The sequence below is a fragment of the Haloarcula sp. 1CSR25-25 genome (assembly GCF_032027985.1).
In the GTDB taxonomy this organism is placed as follows: Archaea; Halobacteriota; Halobacteria; order Halobacteriales; family Haloarculaceae; genus Haloarcula.
Genome location: NZ_JAHYBW010000004.1, coordinates 284111 through 296773, shown reverse-complemented (window position 1 = coordinate 296773; position 12663 = coordinate 284111). Strand labels below are relative to the sequence as shown.

The following is a 12663-nucleotide window of genomic DNA, read 5'->3' as shown; positions in this document are numbered from 1 at the left end:
GGAGCCATCACAACATGCCACAAGCTGCACGGGTAGGAGACCTTACAAGCCATGGGTCACCGCTGACCGGAGCCGGGAGCTCGACGGTACTGATCGGTGGACTTCCCGCCTGGCGGGCGGTCGTAGACGTTCACACGTGTCCGCTATCGACCCCACAGCCACACGGCGGCGGCGTCGCCGCGGTCGGAAGCACCAGCGTCATGATCGACGGGTTTCCAGCGGCGAGACAGGGGGACACTATCACGGAAGCGGCCGGTGGTCCCAACGCTATCGCCATGGGCTGTCCCACGGTGCTCATCGGGTGACTCGATGGGCGCCGACGAGTTCCTGGGCCGTGGGGTGGCCTTCCCCGTGACGACAGACGGCGACGGCCGCGTCGACAGCGCCGCCGGCAGGACTGACATCGAACAGGCGATCAGGATCATCCTCGGTACTGCGCCGGGCGAACGCGTCATGCGACCCCAGTTCGGGTGCGGGATCCACGAGCGCGTCTTCGACAGCCTCAGCACGACCACGCGGACGCTCATCGAGGACGATGTTCGCGACGCTCTCATCGAGTGGGAGCCGCGAATCGAGGTCCTGTCGGTGCAAACCCTCGACGCGCCCGGCGAGGACGGTGTCCTCGACGTCTCGATCGACTACCGGGTTCGAACGACGAACACGGAGGCGAACCTCGTCTACCCATTCTACCTGGAGGGCGGCGATGACCAGTGATGAATCGGCAGACAGGTCCGACGCCGCTCCCTCCGTCGACGGCCGGGGCCGGGAAGCGATCCGGGCCGACGCCGCCGCTCGCGCCCCGTACTACACCGGTACGGACTGGGACCCGGACGCGGACGGTCCCGGGACGACGCTTCTCGATCTGTTCGCCGACCTCGCTTCGGGCGTCATCGAACGCCTCGATCAGGTGCCGGCGAAACACCGGGCTGCGTTCGTCGACGCGCTCGGGTTCGACCGACTGCCGCCGCAATCGGCCGAACTCCCGCTGACGGTGACCGTCTCGGACGGGGCCGGTGACACGGTGCGGGTTCCGGGCGGGACCCGCGCGACGGCCCCGGCAACCGAGACGCGACCGGAACTCGCCTTCGAGGTCACAGAGGGGTTCGAGGCCACGCCCGCGCCGTTCGACCGACTGATCAGCGTCGATCCGCGCCTCGACCACGTCGGGCGACACGAGGCGGCCATCGCCGGCGACGGCAACCAGACGCTGTTTGGCGGTCCGGACGCTCAGGCACACCACCTCTACCTCGGCCACACCGACCTCCTGACTCTCGACGGCGAAACGACGGTCCAGGTCCGGATGCAGTCGACGGCCGAGGCCGAGACGCTGGCCGCCCTCGATTGGGCGTACCACGGAGAAATCGGCGACGAGGACGGCTGGCGTGCCATGCGTCCCGACGGGAAGACAGCCGAGTCGCGGTCCCCTATCGACCGCACCGACGTCGAGCAAATCATAGAGGACTACGGGTTCGAACTGGCGACAGACGACGACGGAGTCGTCGACGACTGGCTGGTCTCGACGTTGCTGACACGGGACGACCCTGACCCGACGCCGTCGTACGTGGACCCGCGCCGTCGACCTGACGTGGTGGACATGTACGCGGACCTCGACCGGCTCGTCCAGGACCACTACGGCGACTACCCGCCAGAAACGGCGTCGACACTGTCGCAGGTGACACTGCAGTTCACGATTCCGGAACCGTTCGTCGAGACCGAGGTTGCCGGGACGGAGAGCAACTGGCTCCGGGCGACGGTGCCAGCCGACGCCGACCCCGGACTCGCGTACCGGTTCGCAGACGCCGAGATACGGGACGTCACCCTTGTTGCGGGGCGAGTACCGGGGGACGAGGGCGACACGACGGAGTCAGACGGTGACCCCGACGGGTTCGAACCGGACGACCTGCTGGCCAACGACGTGCCGCTTCAGGTCCCAGAACTGCCAGACAGCGACGTACCAGCACCAGCAGACAGCGACGTGGTGCGTCCGTTCGGGAGCTTCCCCCGCGTTCAGGATGCGTTCTATATCGGTTCGGCGGAGGCGTTCACGAAGGCCGACCAGCGCGTGACCGTCGCCTTCGGCCAGACAGAGGCGATTGCCTTCGGGGACGACCCACCGCTCGTCTCCTGGGAGTACTGGAACGGGGCTGCCTGGGAGTACCTGGACGTGGACGGCCCCGACAGGGAGACCATATTCGCCGACCCGGGGTCTGTCTCGTTCCCCGTCCCGCCCGACCTCGAACCGACTACCGTTGCCGGGCACGAGGGCCACTGGGTCCGGGCGCGACTCGTCTCCAACTACGGCGAAATCGAAATCAGTGACCGGGGAAGGACAGACCAGGTCTGGCAGCGACTCGACAAGGTCCCCGCGCCGCGCCTCCCGTGGATTACGGTCAGGTATCAGGCGCCGCCGTCCCAAGACAACGGCGGAAGCGGCAACGGCGACCCGGTCCCGGCGGGGCTGGTTTCGGCTGCCCCGCAAACCATGTACGCGGAGACCAATCTGGCGATGTCCACGCTCGAACCGTCCGAACGCGTTCGCCCGTTCTCACCACTGCCAGACGAATCTCAGACCCTGTACCTTGGTTTCGACGGGCCACTGGAGGGCGGGCCGCTACAGGTGTTTGCGGCGTTTGCCGACGTCGAGTACCCCGGCGAGTTCCGACCGAGCGTCCGCTGGGAGGCGTACACAGACGCGGGCTGGGAGCGGGTCTCCGTCCGCGACGACACCGAAGGGTTGACCGAGCGAGGTATGATCCGGTTCTCGCTCCCGTCGGAAACAGTCCCGCTTGCGCAGTTCGGTGTGACCCGCCACTGGCTCCGTGCTCGCGTCACCGCCGACCGCTTCGTCGCGGCCCCCTACCGACCGCGTCTGGACACCGGGGACGGACAGTCCGGAACTGACGCCTGCGGCGACCGGTTCCCGACGACACCGCCGGGGAGCGAGGCCGCGATGACGCTCCCGACGACCGACCTGGTCGTTCACAACACCGGTCTCGCGGCGAACGTCCGTACCGTGACCGACGAGCGCCTGGGGTCGAGCGACGGGACCGCCGAACAGACCTTCACCGTTGCCTCGCCGCCGGTGCGAGAGGCGACCCTCTGGGTGGACGAGGTCGCCACGCTGTCGGCGGGCCAGCGTGACGCCCTGGCCGCGGACCCCGATACCACCGTCGAACTCGCCGGCGACCAGGCCGACCCGGACGCCGTCTGGGTCGAGTGGACGGCCGTGGAGGACTTTCTCGCGTCCGGCGCGACAGACCGCCACTACACGCTCGACGCCGTGGCGGGGACCGTCACGTTCGGCGACGGCGTCCGGGGAGCGATCCCGCCGCGTGGCCGCGACAACGTCCGGGTCTCCTACCAGACTGGCGGCGGGGCGGCGGGGAACGTCCCTCCGGGCGCAGTCGAGGAACTCGACGGCTCGCTGGCCTTCGTCGACGGCGTGACCAACCACGTCGCCGGCGACGGGGCCGCCGACGCCGAACCCACTGCGGCGGTCTTAGAGCGCGCGCCCAAGGCGCTCCGGGACCGGAACCGTGCCGTCGCACCGGCGGACTTCGAACGCATCGCGCGTTCGAGCGCCCGCGAGCTCGCTCGCACCCACTGTCTCCCCGGCCTCGACCCGCGGGGGCAGTACCGGCCGGGCTGGGTGACGGTCCTCGTCGTCCCGCGGTCCGAGCGCCGGAAGCCGGTTCCGTCGGCGTCGCTCAGAGCGCAAGTGACCGAGGGGCTCTCGGCGCACGCTCCCGCCGCGCTGCTTGGCGACCTCGGCGACGAGCGCCTCCTCGTTCGGGGGCCGACCTACGTCGCCGTCGCAGTCGAGGCCACCGTCGTCGCCGGCCCGACGGACAGCCTCTCCGAGCTGGAGACCACGGTCGCGACGGCGCTGTCGGACTACCTCCACCCGCTGTCCGGCGGAGCGGACGGCGACGGGTGGCCCTTCGGCGAGCTCCCCTGTGTCTCGGACTGCTACGGCATCTTGGAGGGTGTGACGGACGTGGACCACGTCGAGCGCGTCCGGCTGACCTTCGAGACACCGGACGCCACTCGGACGATTCGACCGGGGCAGGACGCGCCGGACGTGAATCCCGACGTCCTGATTCACAGCGGCGACCACGACCTGGACGTCGTCGGAGGGACCTGAATGGGGATCGACGTGCCGACCCTCGACGACCGACCCTACGAGGAACTGCTCGAGGACGTCCGCAAGCGTATTCCGGTCTACGACGAGGAGTGGACCGACCACAACGCCCACGACCCCGGTATCACCGTCCTCGAACTGCTGACGTGGCTCTCTGAGACGTACCGCTACCAGCTCGATCAGGTCGAAGAGCGCCACCGTCGGAAGTACGTCCAGCTGCTCGGTGACATCGCCGAGCCAGTGGCCGCGACAGCGGCGGTCCGCGTCGAGCCGTCCGATTCGGTGGCAGGTGAGACTGTCGCCGAGGGCACCCGACTGGTGGCCGACGACGGCGGCACCGAGCGGCTGTTTCGGACTGCGCGCGAGACGCCGCTCACGAGGGCGTCGGTGGCGAAGGTCCTGACAGAGACGCCCGCAGGACGGACTGACCACACGCCAGCGGCGGAGTCCGAGGAGACGTACTTCCATGCGTTCGGCGAGCACGGGACGGCCGGGAGCGCGCTCTACCTCGGATTCGACGCGGACCCCTTCGAGAACCCGCGGACACCGCTTGCGCTGACTGTCGATTACCACGACGCGTCGCTCCCGCCGCGGGCCGACCACGGCGGCGAGGCGGGCACGTTCGAACCGTCGGTTGCGGTCGCCTGGGAGTACTGCACGGACTACCGGAGCTGGGAGCGGGCGAGCGCGTGGGAGCCGTTCGAGTTTTCCGACACGACAGCGGCGCTGTACGGCGACGGCGTCGTGACGCTTGCACACCCGGGGTTGGACCGCTGGCAGGGAGTCGACCGGCACGCTCCCGGCGTGCTGGAGAGCGGGCGGGGATACGCCTGGGTCCGCGCTCGCCTCACGTCCCCGGGCTACGAGATTCCGCCCCAGCTCAACCGCGTCCGTACGAACGTGCTGTCGGTCACGCACCGCGCCGAGATGAGCGACGAGCGACTCACGCGCGCCGACGGGGGCGAGCGGACGACCGCCCGCCCGCACCAGCGCTTCGCGTTCGAACACGCGCCGGTCCTTGACGTGGACCTGCGGGTCGGCGGCGAGCCGTGGGACGAGGTCGACGACTTCGACGCCGCCGGCCCGGACGCGACGGTGTACGTCCTCGACGAGACGGCCGGGACGGTGCAGTTCGGCGACAACATCCACGGGGCCGTTCCGTCGGCCGACCAGTTCGTCGAGGCAGCGAGCTACACGGCCGGCGGCGGGCCGGAGGGGAACGTCCCCGCGACGAGTGACTGGTGGTTCGCACGCCGGGACGCGACCGAGTCGGCCCAGGACTGGGTAGCCGACCCGGCGGTCCGCGACGCGACGGTTGTCGGGACGGACGCGGGGACCGGCGGCCGCCCGGCCGAGTCCGTCGACGACGCGCTGGCACGCCTGCAAGGTGACCTCCGGGTCCCGTACCGGGCGACTACCGCCGAGGACTGCGAGTACGTCGCGCTGCACACGCCGGGGCTCCGGTTCGGTCGCGCGGCCGCCGTGGTAACGGACGACAGCAGTCCGGGGTCGTGTCCCGACCACGACGCGGTCCGCGTCGTCGTGGTCCCGTACAGTCCCCCGGCGATAGACCGGCTGACGCCGAGCGAGGGGTTCCTCGACGCAGTCCAGTGCCACCTCGAGCGACACCGGCTGGTGACCGACCGCGTGACGGCGATTCCACCCACGTACGTCGGAATCGGCGTGCACGCGACGGTCGAACTCGAGCCCGGGACAGTCGCCAGCAACCGGCGGGCGGCCGTCGTCGAACGACTCGACGAGTTCCTCTCGCCGCTCCGCGGGTTCGGCGGCGACGGGTGGCCGTTCGGTCGGCCCGTGTACGACTCCGAACTGTACGAAGTCGTCGGCGACGTGCCGGGCGTCGACTGCGTAGTGGACATGGAGGTGAGCCACGACGGCGGTGGAACTGCCACCGCCGAGGCCGTCGAGATACCAGACACCGCGCTCGTCGCGCCGACGGACCACACTGTCGACACCAGGGACGGCGGCCGCGACTGCGGCGAGGTGGGGCGATGAGTGACTTCGCGTTCCTGGGGTCGGAAACGGCAGCTGAGTGGGCGGAGTGGTCCCTCGACAACGCAGTCACGGAGGAGGGTGCGGTCCGACTGCGGCGGGAACGACTACCGGCCTACGTCGACCCGGACGCTCTCATCGATGACGCCTCGGCCGCGGACCCGGTCGTCGACCTGGACGTAGACGACTGCGAAACGCTGTACATCCTCCGGGCGTCGGGCTACATCGAGCGCTTCGAAGCCGATTCGGGCCGTCCAGTCAGACTCGGGTGCGCGTCCGCGGGGCCGCCCGACGGTCGCGCCCGTGCGCTCACGGTGACCGCGGCAACCATCTACGTCGCCGGCACGCGACAGAGCGGCGACGGATACGTGACGGCCATCGCCAAGTCCCTCCAGCAACAGCGGTGGACGACACCGGTCACCGCGGAGACGCCAGTCGCGCTGACCGACAGCGGCGACTGGACGGTCTGTCTACTCTCGACTCAGACCGGCGGGCGTCTCGCGCTCGTCCGGCCTGACGGAACACTCCCGACACTCGTCGACGGCTTCTCGGACCCGACCGACGTCGCGGTCGACGCCGCCGGGACTGGCGCGTTCCTCGACCAGACTGGGGAGGGTCCCGTCGTCCGCCGCGTGTCGATGGCGACGCTCGACCCGGACGCGCCGACCGACGCGCCATCCCCGTCTGAGGCGCCCGTCCCGGCCGGAGCGAGCTGTCTCGCCGCCGGTGCGGCCGACGAACTGCTGGTCGGCCGTCGCGACACCGTCGAGGGCGAGGTAACGGCGTTTCGCGTCACCGGGGCCACACGGGAGGCGCTCGCGAGTGTGACCCGCACCCTCGACCGTCTCCACCACGCCGGTGACCTCTACGCCGTCACGTCGGGTGGCGGCGGGGTCCTCCGGCTGACGGCCCGCCCGGAATACGCCCAACACGAGCGCACGGGGACCCACGCGGCGTGGCTGGAGCGCACCTTCGACTCAGGCGTGGCGGAGACGGAGTGGCACCGCGTCACTATGGGATTCTCGAACGCCGCCGCCACGCAGGTCCGTCTGCAGTACACGACGTCGGACGACCAGCGGTCGACGCGGCCGTCCGACTGGAAGACGGTCGACCCTGCGAACCCCCACGACGCGTTGCTGGCGGACGCCGTCGGCCGCTACCTGCGGCTCCGGGTCGAACTGCAGGGCGACCGCTTCGCCTCGCCACAGTTGCACACGCTGCGCGCGTACTTCCCCCGGGATTCGTACCTCCGACACCTGCCAGGAATCTACCAGGACGACACGGAAGCGCGGGCGTTTTTCGAGCGATTCCTCTCGATATTCGAGAGCACGTTCGTCGGCGTCGAGGAGGAACTGGCCCACACCACCCGGTACCTCGACCCGGACGGGGTCCCGCCGGCGTTTCTCGGGTGGCTGGAGGACTGGCTCGCGCTTGCCCCCGACGAGACGTGGCCGGAATCCGCCCGGCGCGAACTCCTGTCGGCGGCCCCCGAGCTGTTCAAGGCTCGCGGGACGCCGAACGGACTGCTTGCGCTGGTGGCGCTCTATCTCGACGGCGTCGCCGACCCGTCAAAGGCGTGGGAGGAGCGGCGGCGGCGACAGCTGGACGCGGTCGATGCCGCCGAAGACAGAGGCCTCCCGACCGAGGAGGCGGAGACCCTCCGTCGCCGAATCGAGAGCGACGTGTTCATGCTGGAGTTCAGCGACCTCGACTGCGCTGAGGGACCATCCCGAGCGCCGTTTACCGAACTGCTCGACTGTCCGCAGTGTTTCTTCGTGTTCGTCCGGCCGTTCGTCAGCGACGAGCAGTTCGACACTATACAGCGACTCGTAGACGAACACAGCCCGGCACACGCGGTCGGTCGGGCCGTCGAACTGGAGTCGTCTGTCGTCCTGGGCGGGCACTCCTATCTCGGCGTCAACAGCGTCCTTCCCGACCAGCGCCTCGCCGTGGGCGAGAGCGCCCTCGGCCGCGAGTCCGTCCTCGACACGCGCGAGACGGCGGGCCAACTGACCGTCCGGTCCCGTCTCGGATCGGACACGGAGCTATCGTAACCATGCCTCAGCAATCCAACGACACGACCGGGGTGCACCGATTCGAGAAAAACAACTACTTCTACGGGAAGTTGCTCACCGTCCGTGATATGGCCGCCGAGCAGGCGTATCACTCGGGTATCCAGCGAACCCTCTCCCGGCACGTCACCGACTGGGGGGTCGTCTGCGGTCTGGACGTGTCGACGGCGCACTCGACCGACGGAGAGAGCGGAGCGGAGACGCTGGACGTCACGGTGTCAGAGGGGCTGGCGCTGGACCGTTGTGGCCGCCTACTCAGCGTCGCTGACGAGGAACACCTGACGGTGGACCTCCCGCCGATGGCGGACGGCGTCGAGACAGACACCATCTCGGTGTACGTCGCCTACGACGAGTGTTTCACCGACCCGGTCCCCGCGGCCAAGATGGAGAACGCCTGCGAGGAGGACTGCAAGGACAACCGCATCATTGAGGAAGCGGAAGTGACCGTGGAAGCGGGCAAGCCCACGGACGCTCACAAGTCTGTCGCGAAGGTGTCTTTCCCCGGCGCCACAGACTTCGATCCGAACGGGAACGTCGACACGGACGCCGTCCTCGCCGGCCCGGCGCGGTCGTACTACGATAACGAACCGCGGACAGCCTGTCCACCGACCGACGACGGCCGTATCCTCGTCGGCACCCTCACCGGCCAAGGCGGCGACTGGGCCAATCCGTCGTTCACCTACGGTCCGCTCGTGTACACGAACGACATGTTGTACGACGCGCTGGTCAATCACGCTACCGACTTCGGGAACCCCCACGACGTGGTCGCGAGCATCACCGGCGTGCCGCCGGACGAGTCCGGCAACGTCGACATCACCGCCGACGAGCCGATCAGCGTGACGACGGGCGACAGCTCGCTCAATCTCTCGTTCAGTGGGGATGTCGGCGGAGAGTTCCCGGAGGAGTACCGCGACTACCTCCTGGAGAAATCGCTACAGTGTGAGTGTAACGCGTTTGCAGACCTGGCGGCCCGCTTCGACATGGAGCGGCCCGGAAAAATCGCCAGGATACTCGAAACCCGCCTGGAGGAATGGCGTGCAGAAGATATAGACTATTTAGACATCTTCGAGGGCAATTCGGAACTGGTCGAACTGGAAACGGATTTCAGCGAAGAACTCGAGGACGAACAGTGGTCGTTCATCGGCGGGACCGACCGCTATGCCGCGTCCGTCAAGCGACTGGAAGAAGCAATCACCGACGATGATCCGACACCACTCGTCGTGGCTATCGCACAGATTCGCGTCTGCGATGCCGCGTCGTGTCTCACGGGGGATTGCCTCGACTTCGACCGCTTCCCCTTCGAACGGGAGGCGCTCCCGCGGCCCTTTTCCCACGGCGACTACGTACTCGACAGCAAGGACAACCTGGAACTGATTGAGGACGACAACGGGATGCGACTCGGTCTCGAAGAGACGATGACCGTCCTGGACTTCCCGCCGACGTCACACATCGAATTCGACATGTTCTCGGAAGTCGAATGGGATGACGTATTCCTGCAACTCTCCGTTGTCGACAGGGAAGGCAGAGAGGTCAAGATATTCGAGGGGGAGGCAGACAGTGATTGGGACGCCACGCATCGGTTCTCGGTGTCTGAGCCCGACCTCACGCGACTGCGTATCATCTTGAGACAGGAGGTCGCAGGCCTGCGGCGGTTCTGTCGACGGTGACCGGGGCACAGCTGAATCCGCCAGATGTCACGGGGGGGCGCGGCTCGGGATTTTCTGTCCGTCGACCAGCCCACTTCAGAGCGGGCTGTCACGCGACTGTAACTTTATCACTGTAACGCCCGTAGGTTCCGGTATCATGTCGGGCGAGCCAAATGTCGGAGCCGACGGCGAAACGGGCGGCGCCCGAGAGGCGGACGGCCACGAACGAGCCGCCTCAAGAGCGGAGCAGGGAGCTATCGGAACCCTCCGTGCGAAACTCACCAAGTTCTGGGCCGACAACGAACAGCTACCGAGGCAGTACGGTCCGGGCGCGGGGAGGGGTGAACTGTTCGAGCGGGTGGTCACGTTCAGCGTGGGTCTGCGCGACCTTCAGGCGGAGCTCGCGAAGGACGGTCGTCAGTACGACTTCTCGACCACGGAACTGGTCTACGACGAGGACGAGCCCGCCGTCCAGTACGGTCACTACGCTGCCATGTGCCAACAGAACGCTCAACGCGCGCTCCGGGGGGACGACGTGGTCTCGTTCTGGCGCTACCTGGCGGAGGCCAGACAGTGGGAGCTCGCGGCCTGGCAGGAACTCCGGGGTTCCGGGAGCAAGCCGCTCCAGTTTCGTGCCCAGCAGGTGCTCATGGAGGCAACCGACGCACTCCCGGACGACCGACAGGAGCGAGTGGAAGAGCTGCTCCTCGAAGACGAGGGCGTCGTCAAGGAAACCGTCGGGTTCGGCGAGGTTTACGCGGCGATTCACATCCTCCACCAACAGCACATAGAGGAGTATCGGGCTGACCGCCGCCTCCGGGCGCTCGAGCGGCAGTTCGTCCTGTTCATCCTCTCGACGCTGGTTGCCGTTGGCGGTATCCTCGTCTCGTTCGGTTTGATGGGCGTGGACGCAACCGAGGTGACCTCCCTCCCGTCGCTCCTGACAGCCGTTCTGTTCGGCGTCCTCGGTGCCTCGGTCAGCGGTTTGCTTTCGCTTACCGACGTTCTCGGTGCTGCTCGCGTTCCCGAGCGCGTGGGGAGCAACTGGCTGACCGTGGGGCGGATGGTGACCGGGGCGGCGGCTGCCCTGACGCTGGTGGTGTTTCTCGTCGCGGGCATCCTCGAGCAGTTCATCCGCATCGACAGCAATCTGAATACGATGTTCGCAGTCGCCTTTCTCGGTGGCTTCTCGGAGCGGCTCCTTCTACGGGCCGTCGAAGCCGTCGTCGGGGATACGGAGTGACCGTACTCGAAGTTCTGCCTCGTCGATGCAGTACTCTTTACCCTGTGTTTCATAGTCCAGATGGAAATGACGGGTGTCTCGGCGATAGTAGTCGTCTAGAGAGCTTTCGCCTGAACTGTTGAACCCACCACGGGGATCGACCTTCGGTACTAACGTAGTGCGCGATACAAAACGCGAATTTTGCATTCCGTGTGTACGAGTCGGTAACCCGTTTAATCAAAACTCAGGTTCTGTATAAAAAGTGTAGGGTTGAATAGCAGTTGGTCTGAATTGCGTGTATGACTCTCGAACACGAGAAGAGCCAAAACAAAAAATCTGAGAGCACCGGCGGTGGTCGGTGGCATCAAATTAGTATCCTCAGTGAACTTGTTGGCGGAGCACTCGTGGCTTCATCGGGCCTTGCGCTGTTCACTGTACTGAGTGAACGGGAGTTTGAGTTTGTCACACCGATTGCTGTCGTCGGATTCTTCCTTCTCGTTGGAGGCCTGTGGGCGTATTACGAGTCTGAACGGGCCTGGTTCGGTCGGCTTGGTAAATTGAGTTTCTGGATGATGTCTGGCGGTACTATAATTACCGCTATCTCGCTTCCCATCGCCGACTACGGTCCGGGAGTTGCCTTCATCGGGTTTTTATTCGGGCTCCTCATCACAATGTTCGGTGCGATTGGGTTCGGGATTGCGATGCTTCGTAAAGATATCGCTCCACGGTCTGCTGCATGGCTCTTCATTCTAGCGCTCCCGATTGGCGTTCCACTCACTATTGCCTTTACGACATTTGTGATGGGAGAGGGTGCGGACCCATGGGGCGGACCGATGGTATTCTACGGAGTTGCCTGGATGGTGCTGGGATATCACCTTCGGATTGGTGAGCAGAATGTCTAACATGATAACCCTCGCACTATAGTAGCCATTGAAAATCAATGCACACCCGACCGCACGACTGCAGTGCGGTCGGTGTGTAAATCGTTTCAATTGTTACTATAGGTTTACTGCTCTGTTGAGCACACTCCTGTCGAATCACTATCTTGAGGGCACTAATGCCAACCGTTCAAACAAACGGAATTAAGACATACTACGAACGACGAGGAGACGCACCCTTTATTGTCTTCATTCACGGCGCGATTATGGACCACCGTATGTGGGCGACCCAGATGGAGCGCCTGACTGCTGCTCGTGAATACCTAGCTGGACTCTCACCTGCCAAGATTGAAGCGAAGGACGGCTGGTGCGAACAACGGTGTACGGGTGGCTAAATCGGTTCGAAGCGTCCAACGTAAACACTGTAATTTATCTGTGACTACTTTCCACGAGTCCCCCGAGCGGGCAGGCTACGACGAACCAGCTTGGAGTTGGGCTCTTGCTCGACAGTATCTCCTCGGACACTTTTAGGTTGCTCGTTCATAGCGGCAGGTCTCTCGGCTGATAATCCACCCCACAGCCGAACACGCGCTCAAGAATCGGAACCGAAAGCCCAGTCTCGCGTTCGAAGACGATCTACCGCCAGCGTGCTCTTCGATGAACTCAGACGGAGAACCGTAGTGAGCGGACT

8 protein-coding genes are annotated in these 12663 nt (G+C 66.1%); all 8 read left to right on the top strand.

Annotated features, from left to right (window positions below; all coding sequences use genetic code 11):
• The first annotated feature begins 14 nt into the window (after positions 1 to 14).
• A complete protein-coding gene (locus KZ498_RS14160; protein WP_312619620.1) occupies positions 15 to 305 on the top strand; it encodes a PAAR domain-containing protein in 291 nt (96 codons plus the stop codon).
• Between the two features lie 4 nt (positions 306 to 309).
• On the top strand, positions 310 to 714 hold the full coding sequence (locus KZ498_RS14155) for a GPW/gp25 family protein (RefSeq protein ID WP_312619618.1): 405 nt from the start codon (positions 310 to 312) through the stop codon (positions 712 to 714).
• Positions 704 to 4144 carry a putative baseplate assembly protein gene (locus KZ498_RS14150; protein WP_312619617.1) on the top strand — a complete coding sequence of 1147 codons (3441 nt, stop codon included), beginning with the start codon at positions 704 to 706 and terminating at the stop codon, positions 4142 to 4144. The genes KZ498_RS14155 and KZ498_RS14150 overlap by 11 nt, the downstream gene beginning before the upstream one ends.
• Positions 4145 to 6157: a putative baseplate assembly protein gene (locus tag KZ498_RS14145; RefSeq protein WP_312619615.1), complete on the top strand. Its 2013-nt coding sequence runs from the start codon at positions 4145 to 4147 to the stop codon at positions 6155 to 6157. It abuts the gene before it with no gap.
• Positions 6154 to 8208: a phage tail protein gene (locus tag KZ498_RS14140; RefSeq protein ID WP_312619613.1), complete on the top strand. Its 2055-nt coding sequence runs from the start codon at positions 6154 to 6156 to the stop codon at positions 8206 to 8208. The genes KZ498_RS14145 and KZ498_RS14140 overlap by 4 nt, the downstream gene beginning before the upstream one ends.
• Positions 8209 to 8210: 2 nt before the next feature.
• Positions 8211 to 9893, top strand: a complete 1683-nt coding sequence (locus tag KZ498_RS14135; protein ID WP_312619611.1) for a hypothetical protein — start codon at positions 8211 to 8213, stop codon at positions 9891 to 9893.
• A gap of 136 nt (positions 9894 to 10029) precedes the next feature.
• Positions 10030 to 11115, top strand: a complete 1086-nt coding sequence (locus KZ498_RS14130; protein WP_312619609.1) for a hypothetical protein — start codon at positions 10030 to 10032, stop codon at positions 11113 to 11115.
• Between the two features lie 278 nt (positions 11116 to 11393).
• On the top strand, positions 11394 to 11996 hold the full coding sequence (locus tag KZ498_RS14125; RefSeq protein ID WP_312619607.1) for a hypothetical protein: 603 nt from the start codon (positions 11394 to 11396) through the stop codon (positions 11994 to 11996).
• Positions 11997 to 12663: the final 667 nt, after the last annotated feature.

What these genes read in the sequence shown, in the direction of transcription:
- KZ498_RS14135 (WP_312619611.1), top strand. Translation starts at nt 8,211, where the DNA reads ATGCCTCAGCAATCCAACGACACGACCGGGGTGCACCGATTCGAGAAA.
- KZ498_RS14145 (WP_312619615.1), top strand. Translation starts at nt 4,145, where the DNA reads ATGGGGATCGACGTGCCGACCCTCGACGACCGACCCTACGAGGAACTG.
- KZ498_RS14160 (WP_312619620.1), top strand. Translation starts at nt 15, where the DNA reads ATGCCACAAGCTGCACGGGTAGGAGACCTTACAAGCCATGGGTCACCG.
- KZ498_RS14130 (WP_312619609.1), top strand. Translation starts at nt 10,030, where the DNA reads ATGTCGGGCGAGCCAAATGTCGGAGCCGACGGCGAAACGGGCGGCGCC.
- KZ498_RS14125 (WP_312619607.1), top strand. Translation starts at nt 11,394, where the DNA reads ATGACTCTCGAACACGAGAAGAGCCAAAACAAAAAATCTGAGAGCACC.
- KZ498_RS14150 (WP_312619617.1), top strand. Translation starts at nt 704, where the DNA reads ATGACCAGTGATGAATCGGCAGACAGGTCCGACGCCGCTCCCTCCGTC.
- KZ498_RS14140 (WP_312619613.1), top strand. Translation starts at nt 6,154, where the DNA reads ATGAGTGACTTCGCGTTCCTGGGGTCGGAAACGGCAGCTGAGTGGGCG.
- KZ498_RS14155 (WP_312619618.1), top strand. Translation starts at nt 310, where the DNA reads ATGGGCGCCGACGAGTTCCTGGGCCGTGGGGTGGCCTTCCCCGTGACG.